The following is a 14,003-nucleotide window of genomic DNA, read 5'->3' as shown; positions in this document are numbered from 1 at the left end:
GCCTACTGCCGGCCGCTAGGACACCTTGCGGACGTCCGCCGCCTGTGTCCGGCCGTCGCGACCGGACTCGATCTGGAACTCGACCTGATCCCCCTCGTCCAGTGTCCGGAATCCATCCGACTGGATGGCCGAGTAATGCACGAACACATCGGGTCCCTCGGGGGACGCGATGAAGCCGTAGCCCTTTTCGGAATTGAACCACTTGACCGTGCCAACAGCCACGGTTTCCTCCTTGCGAAAAACCACCGGGAGCCGTGCCCGCCCGGCCCCCGAAGTGGAGGTAACGGTACCGGAGAAACGCGCCGGATCAATAAGGTTCAGCGAGATTTACGGGTCTGCACCAAAAGCGATCCCGGTCCGGCGAAGTCGAGCATCAGTCCTTCGCCCGTCCGGATCGACTGCTGCCCCGAAGGGTCCAACGCCCGCAGACGGCACTGCACCTTGTCCGGGTAGGCCAGCAGATGGCCGGGGCGCACGGAAACCAGCTCGCCCGCGGCCAGCTGGAACTGGTCCACCGGACCGGCGCAGGCCAGCACCAGTGGTCCGGTTCCGGCGTAATGGTCGAGGAACCCGTGCTCGGTGCCGAACATCGCCTGCAGGCCCGGCCACGCGTCGGACCGGACCGACGCCGGTCGCGCGAGCACCGCGTCCCGTGCGACGCACCAGCCGGTGCGGCCGTCGAACTCCAGCGGGTAGACGTCACCGGCCCCGGAGGGCGCGAGGTCGAGCCAGCCGCCATCGGCCGGCGCGGTGAACACGGATGGCGACTTCCTGCCGTTCGTCACCTCGGTGAGCCCGAAACTGCTGGCGAACATCGACTCGCCCCTGGCCTGCACCGCCTCGCCGGGACCCAGGATCACTCGGGCGACGCCGAACGCGGGCGTGTGCCGGGTGCGGACCTGCATGCTTCCCCTCCAGATCGACAAGCGGGGGAAGTGTTGCACGGACGCCAGCGCGGGGGAGGATGGTCCGCGTGATTTCCGTGGACACCTACCGCGCCGCCGTCACCGAGCTGCTCGGCGCCGCCCCGCACACCACGCTCCCGCTGGCCGGGTGCGCCGGGCTGGTACTGGCCGAGGACGTCCCCGCCGGCGTCTCGCTGCCGCCGTTCGACAACTCGGCGATGGACGGCTACGCCGTGCGCGCCGTCGATGTCGCCTCCGCGACCGCGGCGACGCCGGTCGAGCTGCCGGTCGCCGGGGACATCCCGGCCGGGCGCACCGACGTGCCGCCGCTGCTGCCGGGCACCGTGCACCGCATCATGACCGGCGCGCCGATGCCGTCGGGCGCGGACGCGGTGGTGAAGGTCGAGGACACCGACGGCGGCACCGAGAAGGTGTCGATCCGTGAGCCCGCCGCGGTGGGCACCCACCTGCGCCGCACCGGTGAGGACGTCGCAGCGGGCACGGTCGCGCTGCGGGCGGGCACGGTGCTCGGGCCCGCGCAGCTCGGGCTGGCCGCCGCGGTCGGGCTGGACCGGCTGACCGTGCACGCGCCGCCCCGGGTGCTGGTCGTGTCGACCGGTTCGGAGCTGGTGACGCCGCCGGGCGAGCTGCGCCACGGCCAGATCTACGAGTCGAACAGCATCATGCTCGCCGCGGGCCTGCGCGGGCTCGGCTGCCGCGTGGACATCGTGCGCAGCGTGGTCGACGACGTCGAGGAGTTCCGCGCGGTCATCGAGCCGCGGCTGGCGGACACCGATCTGGTGGTGACCTCCGGCGGGGTCAGCGCGGGCGCCTACGAGGTGGTGAAGGACGCGCTGACCGGGGCGGGCGTCGAGTTCGTCAAGGTCGCGATGCAGCCCGGCGGACCGCAGGGCAACGGGCGCTGGAACGGGGTGCCTGTGGTGACCCTGCCCGGCAACCCGGTGAGCGTGCTGGTGTCGTTCGAGGTGTTCCTGCGCCCCGCGATCCTGACCGCGCTCGGCCACCGCGACGTCGACCGGCAGCGGGTGCGGGCCCGGCTGACCGAGAGCCTGGATTCGCCAGCGGGACGTCGCCAGTTCCGGCGCGGGTTCTACTCCCACGCGGACGGTGAGGTGACCGGCCGGGTGGGCCCGCGCGGCGGACCGGGCTCCCACCTGCTCAACGCGTTCGCGCACGCCAACTGCCTGATCGAACTCCCGGAGGATGTCGTCGAGGCGCCCGAAGGCAGCGAGGTCGACGTGCTGCTGCTTCCCGATGGTGCTTCAGCGTGACTTCTTGTAACAGTTGCCCTACGGCTGGTTACAAATTCGCTTGCGGAAGCTAAAATTCATCCCCTTGCGTCACCCGCCCGCGCCGGGCCGCTGGGCCGTCGGGGGGTTCAGCGGCCCGGCGCGAAGCACCGGCCGCTTTCGTGCACCGCACCAGGGCCACCGCGGTTTCGGGCGACACCAGACGGGGTAACGGGACACTGTTCACGTCGTCGCGCCATGCCTGGAACAGCTCGGAAAGGCGCTCTTCACGGATGCGCTCCGGGGCCGGCATGACCGTTGTCCTTTCTGCTGTCACTACGGTCCGCGGCCGCCTTCGCGGCACTGCGCGAGCGGCAGGTGGCGGTTTCGACGGGACGCGGAACGGCCCGCGCGGACCTGGCGGTAGCGTGGTTACCCGGATCGGTGATTCGCCACGCCTGGCCTGGCATCACGGACCGGTCACACTCTGGACACGAAAGACCCGGGACTCCGATTCGATGAGCAGCACTGCGCCGGACGAGGCGAGCAATCCGATCACCCATGCCCTGAACCTGGCCCGCGACACACTGCCGCCGATGCACCCCGCGGGGCGGCCGTTCGTCGCCGCCGGGGTGGCGGCCACGCTGCTGCTGCGGCGGGTCTGGAAGCCGCTGGGCGCCGTCGGCGCGCTGGCGACGCTGGCCACCGCGGCGTTCTTCCGCGAGCCGAAGCGGGTGCCGCCGGAACGGGCGGGCCTGGTGCTCGCCGCCGCCGACGGGCTCGTGTCGCTCATCGAGGAGGCCGCGCCGCCGCCCGAGCTGGGCCTGCCCGCCGAGCCGCGGATGCGGGTCAGCGTGTTCCTGTCGGTCTTCGACGTGCACGTCCAGCGCGTGCCCGCGAGCGGGGTCGTCGAACGGGTCGCCTACCGGCCCGGCAAGTTCCTCTCCGCCGACCTGGACAAGGCCAGCGACGACAACGAGCGCAACTCGGTGCTGCTGCGCACCGAGTCCGGGCACGAGCTGGTGGTCGTGCAGATCGCCGGCCTGGTCGCGCGGCGGATCCTGTGCCAGGTCGCCGACGGCGAGAAGGTCGCGGCCGGCGACACCTACGGCCTGATCCGCTTCGGCTCGCGCGTCGACATCTATCTGCCCCCGGGCAGCGAGGTGCTGGTCCGCACGGGTCAGCGGACGATCGGCGGCGAAACACCGCTGGCTGCGCTGCCGGAGCGGGGAGCCTGACAATGGTCCGCGTGATGACACCGTCGGTGCGGCTGCTGCCGAACGCGATCACGGTACTGGCGCTGTGCGCGGGGCTGTCGGCCGCGCAGTTCGCGCTCAACCGCCAGTTCGTGCTGGCGATCGGCGCGATCGGCGTCGCCGCCGTGCTGGACAGCCTGGACGGCCGGATCGCGCGCCTGCTCGACGCGACGTCGAAGATGGGCGCCGAACTGGACTCGCTGTCCGACGCCATCTCCTTCGGTGTCTCACCCGCGCTGGTGCTCTACATCTGGCTCGGCGACACGTCCGGCTTCGGCTGGATCGCCTCGTTGACCTTCGCGGTCTGCATCGTGCTGCGGCTGGCCCGGTTCAACACGTTGCTGGACGTCGAGCAGCCGCCGTACGCGAAGGAGTTCTTCGTCGGTGTGCCCGCTCCGGCGGGTGGTCTCTGCGCCCTGTTGCCGCTGATCCTGACACTGGAGTTCGGCGAGGGCTGGTGGTCCTCCGACGTCGTCGTCTGGCTGTGGACGGTGGCCGTCGCGCTGCTGCTGATCAGCCGGATCCCGACGCTGTCGCTGAAAACGGTCCGGGTCCCGGCGAAGGCCGCCGCGCCGCTGCTGGTGGGCGTCGGCCTCGCGGCGGCCGCGATCATCCAGTACCCGCTGGTCGCGCTGGCCGTCGCGCTGCTGGTCTACCTGGTGCACATCCCCTACGCCGTGCGGCGCTACCACTGGCTGGCCAACCACCCCGAGGCGTGGGGTGTGCCGCTGCGCGAGCGCCGGGCGATCCGGCGCAGCACGAGCCGCCTGCGCCTGCGGCGGCCGAGGTTCCCGCGGGTCGCGGGCAACCAGCGGCTGGCCGTGCGCCGGACCTCGGGGCACGTGGTGCGCGGCGTGCGCACCTACCCGTCGGACAGCCAGGACCGCTCCCGGCGGCGCAGCTGGCGGCGGCTCGGGCTCCGGCAGCGCAACCGCTAAGACAGGCCCCTGATGAACAGGTCGAGCTGGTAGCGGAAGTCCTGGACACAGTCGATCCCGGCCAGTGCGGGCAGGACCCGGTGCAGGTTCGGGTGCCGCCGCGGGCTGACCGTGCGGCGGAACCAGCCGACGGCGGGCTCGTCCCGTTCCGGCGCCAGCCCTCCCGCGCCGACGAGCACCGCACCGAACACCATGCCGATCAGCGACCGGTAGCCGCGGGCCGCGTGGTACTCGTCGAGCCCGGCGTCCAGCAGCGCGCCGAGGATGGCGTCCATCAGCCGGACCGAACCCTCGGACAGCGGGTTGGCCCGCTCGGCGGTCAGCGCGCGAACCACGGCGGGGTGCCGGTTGAGCGTCTCGAACGCGCTCAGCCCGAGCGCGCGCAGCCGCTCGTCCCACGGCAGCCGCGGATCCGGTAGCGCGACCTGCTCGAAGACCCGCGCCGCGACGCCGTCCAGCAGGTCCTGCTTGTTCGCGACGTGGTTGTAGAGCGACATCGCCTCCACGCCCAGTTCGGCCGCGAGCTTGCGCATCGACAGGCCGTTCAGGCCGTTCTCCCCGACCAGCCGCAGTGCCGTGTCGAGCACTCTTTCTCGCGTCAGAGCCACGCCTTACAGTGTAAGTACTTACAGCGTAAGTCTCGGAGAGGACGCGAATGGACGCGAACACGTTGCTGACCACCACCCGCTCGGTGCGGCGCAAGCTGGACCTGGACCGGCCGGTCGAGCCGGAGGTGATCACCGAGTGCCTGCGGATCGCGATGCAAGCGCCGATCGCAGGCAACCGGCTGGGCGCCATCCGCTGGCTCGTGGTCCGCGACCCCGAGCTGAAGGCCCGAATCGCCGAGCCGATCCGCAAGGTCGGCGAGGCCGCCCAGCGCGAGTACGGGCACCTCGTCGCGCCACGCTCGCTGGAGTCGGCGAAGTTCCTGCTGGACAACATCCACCGCGTCCCCGCGCTCGTGCTGGCCTGCCTGGCCGGGCGTCCGGGGGGTGGCAACGCCGAGATGACCGGGTTCTACGGCTCGATCTACCCGGCGATCTGGAGCTTCCAGCTCGCGCTGCGCGCCCGCGGCCTGGGCAGCACGATCACCGGCTACCACCTGTTCGGGCACGAGGAGGAGGTCGCGCGGGTGGTCGGCATCCCGGCGGACTCCACCCAGGTCGCCCTGCTGCCGGTCGCCTACACCACCCAGCGGGACTTCCGCCCGGCCGCGCGGCCACCGGTCGAGGACATCACCTACCTCGACCGGTGGGGTGAGCGCGTCAGCTGACTTCCAGCACCGCCTTGCCGCGCAGGCGGCGGCCCAGCAGTGTTGCCGTCGCCTCGTGGTGGCGGGTCCAGTCGCCGCGCCACGTGATGCCCGGGTCGAGGCGGCCGGCGGCCACTTCGCCCGCCAGCCAGGTGAGGTCGGCGCTCACGTCGGCGTGTGGGTCGGCCAGCAGGAAGAACGTGCTGATCGACCGGTCGTGGCGCCCGTCGACCGGGATGAAGGAGCCGACCGGGAACACCACGTCCTGGTTCGCGGAGTGCCCGACGCTGACCAGCGATCCGCCCGCGGCCAGCGCCCCGAACGCGGCGACCATCTGCTCGCCCTCCACGTTGTCCAGCACCCCGTGCACGGGACGGCTCACCTCGGCCGGGTGCTTGACCACCTCGTGCGCGCCGAGCGCTTCGAGCACCGCCACCTGCGCCGGGTCCGCGCTGACGGCCACGACCTCGGCACCGGCCCGTACCGCGAGCTGCACGGCGAAGCGGCCGACGCCACCGGACGCCCCGGTGATCATGATCCGCCGCCCCAGCGTCTGCCCGAACCGCCGCAGGACGTGCAGCGCGGTCAGCGCGGCGACCGGGATCGTGCTGATCGCACCGCCGTCCGCCCCCTCCGGCACAGTGCCGATCGTCGCGGTCGGCACCGCCCGCAGCTCCGCCCACGCGCCGGTCATGCCGAGCGTGACCACGCGCGTGCCGACGGCCGGGCCGGATCCATCGGCGGCGGCCCGCACCACCACGCCGGTCGCGTCCCAGCCCGGCACGGTCCCGTCGGGCAGCTGGCCCGTGCTCACCATGAACGTCTCTCCGTAGTTGAGCGAGATCGCCTCGACCCGGACCAGCGCCTCGTAGGGCGCGGGCTCGGGATCGGGCACCTCCGCCAGCGCCAAGCGGGACTCCGCGGAACGGTCGACGACCAGCGCACGCATGTTCTCTCCTCCGTCGTGATCTTGTTCCGCCATCGTGCCACTGAGTGGCACTTGCCTTCAAGTGGCACCCGCTACACTGGCCGCGATGACGACCACCGAGGAGCCGCTGCCCCTGCGCGAACGCAAGAAGCTGCGCACCCGCCAGGCGCTGGCCGAGACCGCGGTCGCCATGTTCACCGAGCGCGGCTTCGACTCGACCACGCTCGACGAGCTGGTCGAGGCGGTCGAGGTCTCCAAGCGGACCTTCTTCCGCAACTTCGCGTCCAAAGAGGACGTCGCGACGACGGCGGTCAAACAGCTGTGGGACACCGTCCTCGAGGTGGTGGCCGAGCGCCCGTCGCCCCGGCTGGACGGGCTGAAGGACGCGCTGCTCACCGCGATCGACCGGATGGACGACTACTGGTACCGGCAGTTCCTGCCCGCCGTCCGGCTGGTCGAGACGCACCCCGCGCTGCAGGGGTACTCGCTGCGCTACTGCACCGGGATCCAGGAGGAGATGGTCCGCCTGCTGCCCGGCGAACCCACGCTCGAACGGCGCCTGCTGGTCGAGATCGCGGTCGGCGCGTGGCACGTCGCGCTCGCCGAGTGGAGCCCGTCCGGCGACCGCGAGCGGCTGCCGGTCCTGGTCGAGCGCGCCTTCGCCGCCATCCCGGCCGTGGTTTCCCTAGAGTGAAGGCGTGAGCGCACCCCAGATCACGCTGACCATCCGGCACACCCCGTCGGCCCTCGACACGCGGCGCGGCATCGTCCGCCTGCACCCGGAGGTGCTCGACGCGCTCGGCCTGCGCGCGTGGGACGCCGTGCACCTGACCGGCGCCAGGGTCAGCGCCGCGCTCGCCGCGCCAGGGGACGCGGGCGGCACGCCCGGGGTGATCCACGCGGATGACGTGACACTGTCCAACCTCGGCGTCACCGAGGGCTCGGAGGTCGTCGTCGCGCCCGCGGACGTCACGCAGGCCCGCTCGGTCACCGTCGCCGGATCGAGGCTGGCCAGTGCGTCGCTGTCGCCGAACACGCTGCGGCTCGCGCTGACCGGCAAGGTCCTGACGGTCGGTGACGCCGTGTCGCTGCTCCCGCAGGACCTCGCCCCCGCGCCCGGTTCCGACGCCACCACCGTGCGTGGTCAGCTGTCCCGCGCGATCGGCGCCGGCTGGACCACCGAGCTGCTCACGGTCACCTCGACCGAGCCCGGCGGACCGGTCGTCATCGGACCGTCCACTGTGGTCAGCTGGCGGGAGGGCGCGAGCACCGGTGCGCCCGCCGTGGCCGCGGCACCGCCGCGCGTCGAGCCCGAGGTCGTCTCGGAACCCGAAGAGCCCGCGCCGCCGGTGAGCGACCTGTGCGGCGCGCACGACCAGGCCCGCACGCTCGCCGAATGGGTGGATCTCACGTTCAAGCGCCCGGACCTGCTCGCCCGGCTGGGCACCTCCGCCCGGCTCGGCGTGCTGCTGTCCGGCGCCGAAGGCGTCGGCAAGACGACGCTGGTGCGCTCGGTCGCCGCGGCCGAGAACCTCCGCCTGGTCACGCTGGCCGCGCCGTCGATCGCGGTGCTGGACCCGAACACGATCGCCACCCGTCTGCGTGAAGCGATCGACCAGGCGGACTCCGGCGGGCCCGCGGTGCTGCTGATCACCGACATCGACACGCTGCTGCCCGCCACCCAGCCGCCGCCCGTCGCCACCGTGGTGCTGGACGAACTGCGCGGCGCGCTCACCCGGCCGGACCTCGCGGTCGTCGCCACCACGGCCCGGCCGGAGGCGTGCGACCCACGGCTGCGGGCCGCCGACCTGCTCGACCGCGAGCTGGCGATCCCGCAGCCGGACGCCCGCGTGCGCACCGAACTGCTGCGCGTGCTGCTGCGGGACGTGCCACTGGAATCCACTGTGGACCTGGGCGGGATCGCGGATCGCACACCAGGTTTCGTCGCGGCGGACCTGCTGGCCCTGCGCCGTGACGCCGCTGTGCGGGCCGCGCTGCGCCAGCGTGAGGTCGACGAACCACGCATCGCGCAGCAGGACCTGCTCGACGCGCTCCAGTCCGTCCGCCCGATCTCGATGTCCACTTCGGACAGCCTCGCGACCGGCGGGTTGTCGCTGGCAGACGTCGGCGACATGGCCGAGGTCAAGCAGTCGCTGACCGAGGCCGTCCTGTGGCCGCTGCGCTACCCGGACTCGTTCGCGCGGCTGGGCGTCGCACCGCCGCGCGGGGTCCTGCTCTACGGCCCGCCCGGCGGTGGCAAGACGTTCCTGGTGCGGGCGCTCGCGGGCACCGGCGCCCTGAACGTGTTCGCCGTCAAGGGCGCCGAACTGCTGGACAAGTGGGTCGGCGAGTCGGAGCGGGCGGTGCGGGAACTGTTCCGCAAGGCCGCCGACGCCGCGCCGTCGCTGGTGTTCCTCGACGAGATCGACGCGCTCGCGCCGCGCCGGGGTCAGTCCGGCGACTCCGGCGTGTCCGACCGGGTGGTCGCCGCGTTGCTGACCGAACTGGACGGCGTCGAGCCGATGCGGGACGTGGTCGTGCTCGGCGCGACCAACCGTCCCGAGCTGGTCGACCCGGCCCTGCTGCGGCCCGGACGGCTGGAGCGGCTGGTGTACGTGCCACCGCCGGACGCCGAAGCCAGGGCCGACATCCTGCGCGCCACGGCCAGGCACACGCCGCTGGCGTCCGATGTGGACCTCGACGAGGTCGCGGCGGGCCTGGGCGGCTACTCGGCCGCGGACTGCGCCGCACTGATCCGCGAAGCGGCGCTGACCGCGATGCGCGAATCACTGGAGGCCAGCGAGGTCACGGCGGCGCACCTGGAGACGGCCAGGACCACGGTCCGCCCGTCACTGGACCCGGCACAGCTCGCGGCACTGGAGAACTACGCGAAAACCCGCACCTGAGGACCCCGGCCACCGGGGGTCAGGAACCCTTGACCTGGGAGCCCTGGTAGTCGTTGGTGACGATGACGATGACGCCGGGGCTGGCGTCCTCGATGCCCTGGAACCGCGGCTCCACCTTCATGCCGAACGCCGTCGCGAGCGCTCGCGCGGCGGTCTCCTCGTCGGTGCCCGGCGTGTAGTAGGCCGTGGTCGTCGGGATGATGCCGCTCGGGTAGTTGCCGACCTCGACGACGTTCCAGCCGTTCGCCTTGAGCTCGTCGGCGGCGCGGGCGGCGAGGCCGTGGATGGTGCTGTTGTTGTAGACGCGCACCGGCACCCACTGGGCCGCGGCCGCGTCGGCGGGCACGCCGCCGTCCTGCCCCTGCCCGGGCCCGCCCGCGGTGCCGCCCGGCTGGGTCGCCGTGCCGCCCGGCGCGCCCGCGGTGGCGGTGCCGGTGGGCTCCTGGCCCGGCGCGGTCCCGGTGCCGGTCGGCTCGGCGGGGCTCGTCGGCGTCGGCTCGGCCGGGCTGGTGGTCTCGGTCGGCTCGGACGTCCCACCGGTCGTCGTCGGGCTCGGCGCCGCGGTCTGGCCGTTGTCGCCGTTGCCGTCCAGCATGGTGATGCCGCCGATGACGACCGCCACGAGAGCGACCCCGATCAGCACCACGCCGGCCAGGCGCAGCGGGCGGGACAGACCCTGCAAGAAGTTCATAGCGCTTCGATCCCCAGTCGCCGGGCGACCCGTTTGCGCTGCCGCGCGGTGCGCATCTTGCGCAGCCGCTTGACCAGCATCGGGTCGGCGCGCATCGCTTCCTCTTTGTCGAGGAGCTGGTTGAGCAGCTGGTAGTACCGGGTGGGCGAGAGGCCGAACTCCTCGCGGACGGCCTGCTCCTTGGCCCCCGCGTAGCGCCACCACTGGCGTTCGAACGCCAGCACCTTGAGTTCGCGGGGCGTGAGCCCACCCCCGTCGCCGGCGGGCTCGGGCGACGGCCGGTCGCCCTCGGCCATCGACGCGGCGTCCATCTGACTCCTCAAATCGCAAACCACACGGTTGTGATCCCGCGGGCGCCATTCAACCACGGGTCGAGGGTGCGGTTGTGGGATCATGGCCCGGCGCGTCACGGGTCGTGTGCTGGGTACGATCGCCGATTGTGACCATCCACCCCATCCGGATCGCCGGCGACCCCGTGCTGCACAACCCCACCCGCGAGGTGGAGAAGTTCGACGACGAGCTGCGCACGCTCACCGACGACATGTTCGAGACGATGTACGCGGCCGAAGGGGTGGGGCTCGCGGCCAACCAGATCGGGATCGACCTGCGGGTCTTCGTCTACGACTGCCCGGACGACCAGGGCGAGCGGCACAAGGGGCTGATCGTCAACCCGGAGCTGGTGACGTCCGAGATCCCGGAAACCATGCCGGATCCGGACGACGACTGGGAGGGCTGCCTGTCCGCGCCCGGCGAGTCGTACCCGACCGGGCGGGCGTCGTGGGCGAAGGTCACCGGGTCCGATCTGGACGGCAACCCCGTCGAGGTCGAGGGCACCGGCTACTTCGCGCGGTGCCTGCAGCACGAGACGGATCACCTGAACGGCTACATCTACCTCGACCGGCTCGTCGGCCGTCACGCGCGCGAGGCGAAGCGCATGCTCAAGCGCAACAAGTGGGGTGTGCCGGGGCTGTCCTGGCTGCCCGGCTCGGAGTGAGCTTTCGCCCTCGGTGAACGGAGCGGCTTCCGCGTGCCCGCGAGCGCACACTGGTCACGGATGTGACGGGTGGTGGTCGTGGTGGACGACACGGAGGCCCTCGACGCGTACTCGCGTTCGGTGAGTTCGGTGGCCGCCGAGGTGACCCCGCACGTGGCGAGCGTGCGGATGCCCCGGGGCAGCGGTTCGGCGGTGGTGTTCGCGGAGGACGGCCACCTGGTGACGAACGCGCACGTCGTCGGCGGCGGCTCGCACGGGGTGGCGACGTATGCGGACGGCACCGAAGCGCGGTTCACGGTGGTCGGCGCGGATCCGCTGTCCGATCTGGCTGTGCTGCGCGCTTCGGACGCACCCGCCGCGGCCCGGCTGGGTGACGCGGACAAACTCGTCGTCGGGCAACTCGTGGTGGCGATCGGCAGCCCGCTCGGGCTCGCGGGCTCGGTGACCGCCGGGGTGGTCAGTGCTCTGGGCCGGTCCCTGCCGGTGCGCACCCGCAGCGCCGGGCGGGTGATCGAGAACGTGATCCAGACCGACGCGGCCCTGAACCCGGGCAACTCGGGCGGCGCACTCGCGGATTCGACGGGCCGGGTCGTGGGGGTGAACACGGCGGTCGCGGGTTTCGGGCTGGGACTGGCGGTGCCGGTGAACGAGACGACCCGCCGGATCATCGACACGCTCCTGGTGGAGGGGCGGGTGCGGCGGGCCTACCTCGGGGTGGTCGGAGTGCCCGCGCCGTTGCCGGACGACGTCGCCGAGCACACCGGGCAGCGCGCCGGGCTGCGGATCGTCGAGGTGGTGCGCGGCGGACCGGCCGACCACGCGGGCCTGCGGCCGGGAGACCTGGTGCTGACCGTGGGCCGCGAACGCATCGCCGACGCGCAGGACATCCAGAGACAACTGTTCGGCGAGGTGATCGGCACGAGGCTGGCGATCACGGTGCTGCGCAACGGCGCGATGGTCGACGTGTTCGCGACGCCGAGCGAGCTGGCGGGTTAGAAGGCAGCGGTGCCGAGTTTCAGGTCGAACGGTTCGGGCAGGTGGATGGTCTCCCCGAAGGCGACCTGCTCGGACCGGCGGTAGTGCCCGTCGACCGGATCGGAGAACAGGGTGAGCGACGGCTTCGGGTCGGCGTAGCGGTCGATCAGGAGGTACAGCGGGACCGGCGCCTGGGCGTAGGCCCACAGCTTCTCGACCCGGTCGGTGCGGGCGTTGCCCTTCGAGACGATCTCCACCACCAGCTCGGCGGTCTCGGCCGGAACGGGCTCGTTGTCCGGTCGGTTCGACAGCTCCTGCTCCCGCACTACGACGAGGTCCGGCTCTAGAGCCTGCTCAGCCCGCGGATGGCGATACCGAGTTCCTGCAGGACGGCCCAGTCATCCGGAACCGTGCGGTGCAGAGCACGGTCGATCCGGTTAGCGATCTTGTTGTGCCCGTTGCCGGGCGGCGGCGTCATCGTCACTCCCCCCTCGGTGATCTCCGCACGCCACCCTTCCGGCACGTCGAGCTGCTGCCAGGTACGCAGCAGGGCTTCCCATTCCCAGCCGTAACCGACCATGGCACTGCTCACCTGCCCCACCTCCTCGCTCGGCTTCCCCAGAAGAGCGGCATCCGTCATGGGAACAGCAGCTCAGGAGGGCGTTTTCCGTGGTCAACCGCGGTCTTCCGCGGCAGCCACATGGTCCCCGGCACGTCCGTCGCGGCGGTGGAGTGCCGACACCGCCAGTCCCCCGAGCACTCCGGCCGCCCCCAGCACCGGCAACGCGCCCAGCCCGGCACCGGCCGACAGCGCCCGTCCGCCGAGCCACGCGCCCGCGCTGATGCCCAGGTTGAAGATCGACGTGTAGACCGCGACCGCCAGCGTCGGCGCCCCGGCCGCCGCGACCACCACCCGCGTCTGCAGTCCGGGCACCAGCGCGTAGGCCACCGCCCCCAGCCCGAACACGCCGACGACCGCTCCCACCCGCAGCGAGGCGACGGCGGCGAACACCGTCATGGCCACCGCCAGCACCAGGATCAGCGCCCGCAGCGACGCCCACGGCCACCGGTCCGCCAGCCGCCCGCCGACCAGGTTCCCGCACAGCGCCCCGGCCCCGAACACCATCAGCAGCACGACCACCCCGCCCGGCGGGAAGATCCGCCCGAGGATCGGTGACAGGTACGTGTACGCCACGAAGAACCCGGTCTCGGTCACCAGCGTCACCCCCAGCAGCACCAGCACCGGCCGGGTCACCAGCGCCCGCAGCTCCGGCCCCAGCCGCGGGGCCGCGGTCCGGGCGTCGGGCACCAGCAGCGCCACCGCGGCCATCGCGAGCAACGCCACCGCCGCCAGCAGCCAGAACGACATCCGCCATCCATACGCCTGCCCGACGAGAGTGCCCAGTGGTGCGCCGAGGACGGTCGCCAGGTTCAGGCCGGTCGAGACGAACGCGATGGCCCATCCGCGCCTCGACGGGTGGACCATCGACGCGGCCAGCACGAGCGCGATCGCGAAGAACGTGCTGTGCGTGAGCGCCGTGATCACCCGTGCGGCGAGCAGCACCCCGAAACCGTGAGCCGTCGCGGCCAGCACGTTGCCCGCCGCGAACACCACGACCAGCCCGAGCAGCGCGGCCTTGCGCGGCACCCGCAGGGTCGCCGCCGTGACGAGCGGCCCGCCGACGGTCACCGTCAGCGCGTACCCCGCCACCAGCAACCCGGCCGACGGCACCGGCACCGCGAGGTCCGCCGACAACGCGGGCAGCAACCCGATCACGAGCGTCTCGGCCGTGACGACCACGAACAGGCAGGCACCCAGCGCGATCAGCGCGGCGGAGGTTCGCATGATCGTCAACCTAAGCCCTCACACCGGTGTGAAACGCCGGCCCGGGTGAGCGGTTTCACGGT

17 protein-coding genes are annotated in these 14,003 nt (G+C 72.2%); 8 read left to right on the top strand and 9 right to left on the bottom strand.

What is annotated here, in order from left to right:
• Nucleotides 1–15 precede the first annotated feature (15 nt).
• Entirely contained in the window at nt 16–222 is a 207-nt protein-coding gene (locus HNR02_RS12525) for a cold-shock protein (RefSeq protein ID WP_094005748.1), read from the bottom strand.
• 95 nt (nt 223–317) lie between these two features.
• Nucleotides 318–905 (bottom strand): AIM24 family protein, encoded by a 588-nt coding sequence (locus HNR02_RS12520; protein ID WP_179773359.1) that lies wholly within the window; start codon nt 903–905, stop codon nt 318–320.
• A gap of 68 nt (nt 906–973) precedes the next feature.
• Here HNR02_RS12520 and moeA point away from each other — a divergent pair, with 68 nt between their 5' ends.
• The 3 genes from moeA to HNR02_RS12505 all read left to right on the top strand — a co-directional run bounded on the left by moeA (nt 974) and on the right by HNR02_RS12505 (nt 4,349).
• Nucleotides 974–2,197 carry a molybdopterin molybdotransferase MoeA gene (moeA, locus tag HNR02_RS12515; protein ID WP_179773358.1) on the top strand — a complete coding sequence of 408 codons (1,224 nt, stop codon included), beginning with the start codon at nt 974–976 and terminating at the stop codon, nt 2,195–2,197.
• Nucleotides 2,198–2,673: 476 nt separating this feature from the next.
• Nucleotides 2,674–3,393 (top strand): phosphatidylserine decarboxylase, encoded by a 720-nt coding sequence (locus HNR02_RS12510; protein ID WP_179773357.1) that lies wholly within the window; start codon nt 2,674–2,676, stop codon nt 3,391–3,393.
• Between the two features lie 2 nt (nt 3,394–3,395).
• Nucleotides 3,396–4,349 carry a CDP-alcohol phosphatidyltransferase family protein gene (locus HNR02_RS12505; protein WP_179773356.1) on the top strand — a complete coding sequence of 318 codons (954 nt, stop codon included), beginning with the start codon at nt 3,396–3,398 and terminating at the stop codon, nt 4,347–4,349.
• Here HNR02_RS12505 and HNR02_RS12500 read toward each other — a convergent pair.
• Complete coding sequence (locus HNR02_RS12500; RefSeq protein ID WP_179773355.1) at nt 4,346–4,957, bottom strand: TetR/AcrR family transcriptional regulator; 612 nt, start codon at nt 4,955–4,957, stop codon at nt 4,346–4,348. The two genes, HNR02_RS12505 and HNR02_RS12500, sit on opposite strands and share 4 nt — an antisense overlap.
• Before the next feature lie 47 nt (nt 4,958–5,004).
• Between HNR02_RS12500 and HNR02_RS12495 the strand changes: the two genes are divergently transcribed.
• Nucleotides 5,005–5,622: a nitroreductase family protein gene (locus HNR02_RS12495; protein ID WP_179773354.1), complete on the top strand. Its 618-nt coding sequence runs from the start codon at nt 5,005–5,007 to the stop codon at nt 5,620–5,622.
• Here the strand turns inward: HNR02_RS12495 and HNR02_RS12490 are convergent.
• Entirely contained in the window at nt 5,615–6,550 is a 936-nt protein-coding gene (locus tag HNR02_RS12490; RefSeq protein WP_179773353.1) for a zinc-binding dehydrogenase, read from the bottom strand. The two genes, HNR02_RS12495 and HNR02_RS12490, sit on opposite strands and share 8 nt — an antisense overlap.
• A gap of 85 nt (nt 6,551–6,635) precedes the next feature.
• Here HNR02_RS12490 and HNR02_RS12485 point away from each other — a divergent pair, with 85 nt between their 5' ends.
• Complete coding sequence (locus HNR02_RS12485; RefSeq protein WP_179773352.1) at nt 6,636–7,223, top strand: TetR/AcrR family transcriptional regulator; 588 nt, start codon at nt 6,636–6,638, stop codon at nt 7,221–7,223.
• Between the two features lie 4 nt (nt 7,224–7,227).
• On the top strand, nt 7,228–9,435 hold the full coding sequence (locus HNR02_RS12480; protein WP_179773351.1) for an AAA family ATPase: 2,208 nt from the start codon (nt 7,228–7,230) through the stop codon (nt 9,433–9,435).
• Nucleotides 9,436–9,454: 19 nt separating this feature from the next.
• On the opposite strand, the gene HNR02_RS12475 is transcribed toward HNR02_RS12480, so the two are convergent.
• Entirely contained in the window at nt 9,455–10,126 is a 672-nt protein-coding gene (locus HNR02_RS12475) for a LytR C-terminal domain-containing protein (RefSeq protein ID WP_179773350.1), read from the bottom strand.
• On the bottom strand, nt 10,123–10,437 hold the full coding sequence (locus tag HNR02_RS12470; RefSeq protein ID WP_179773349.1) for a DUF3263 domain-containing protein: 315 nt from the start codon (nt 10,435–10,437) through the stop codon (nt 10,123–10,125). Before HNR02_RS12470 ends, HNR02_RS12475 begins: the two co-directional genes overlap by 4 nt.
• Nucleotides 10,438–10,565: 128 nt before the next feature.
• Between HNR02_RS12470 and HNR02_RS12465 the strand changes: the two genes are divergently transcribed.
• Nucleotides 10,566–11,120 (top strand): peptide deformylase, encoded by a 555-nt coding sequence (locus HNR02_RS12465; RefSeq protein WP_179773348.1) that lies wholly within the window; start codon nt 10,566–10,568, stop codon nt 11,118–11,120.
• Nucleotides 11,121–11,201: 81 nt separating this feature from the next.
• Complete coding sequence (locus HNR02_RS12460; RefSeq protein ID WP_179773347.1) at nt 11,202–12,116, top strand: S1C family serine protease; 915 nt, start codon at nt 11,202–11,204, stop codon at nt 12,114–12,116.
• Here HNR02_RS12460 and HNR02_RS12455 read toward each other — a convergent pair.
• From HNR02_RS12455 to HNR02_RS12450, 3 genes are all read right to left on the bottom strand, one after another.
• Nucleotides 12,113–12,421, bottom strand: a complete 309-nt coding sequence (locus HNR02_RS12455; RefSeq protein ID WP_312860981.1) for a Uma2 family endonuclease — start codon at nt 12,419–12,421, stop codon at nt 12,113–12,115. The genes HNR02_RS12460 and HNR02_RS12455 overlap by 4 nt on opposite strands.
• A 17-nt stretch (nt 12,422–12,438) precedes the next feature.
• Nucleotides 12,439–12,687 (bottom strand): PDDEXK family nuclease, encoded by a 249-nt coding sequence (locus HNR02_RS35420; RefSeq protein ID WP_246338550.1) that lies wholly within the window; start codon nt 12,685–12,687, stop codon nt 12,439–12,441.
• An 81-nt stretch (nt 12,688–12,768) separates the two neighbouring features.
• Complete coding sequence (locus HNR02_RS12450) at nt 12,769–13,941, bottom strand: MFS transporter (RefSeq protein ID WP_179773346.1); 1,173 nt, start codon at nt 13,939–13,941, stop codon at nt 12,769–12,771.
• Between the last annotated feature and the right edge of the window lie 62 nt (nt 13,942–14,003).

The sequence above is a fragment of the Amycolatopsis endophytica genome (assembly GCF_013410405.1).
Classification (GTDB): domain Bacteria; phylum Actinomycetota; class Actinomycetes; order Mycobacteriales; family Pseudonocardiaceae; genus Amycolatopsis_E; species Amycolatopsis_E endophytica.
Note: the sequence above shows the minus strand (reverse complement) of the source record. Positions and strands in the feature narration are given on the sequence as shown.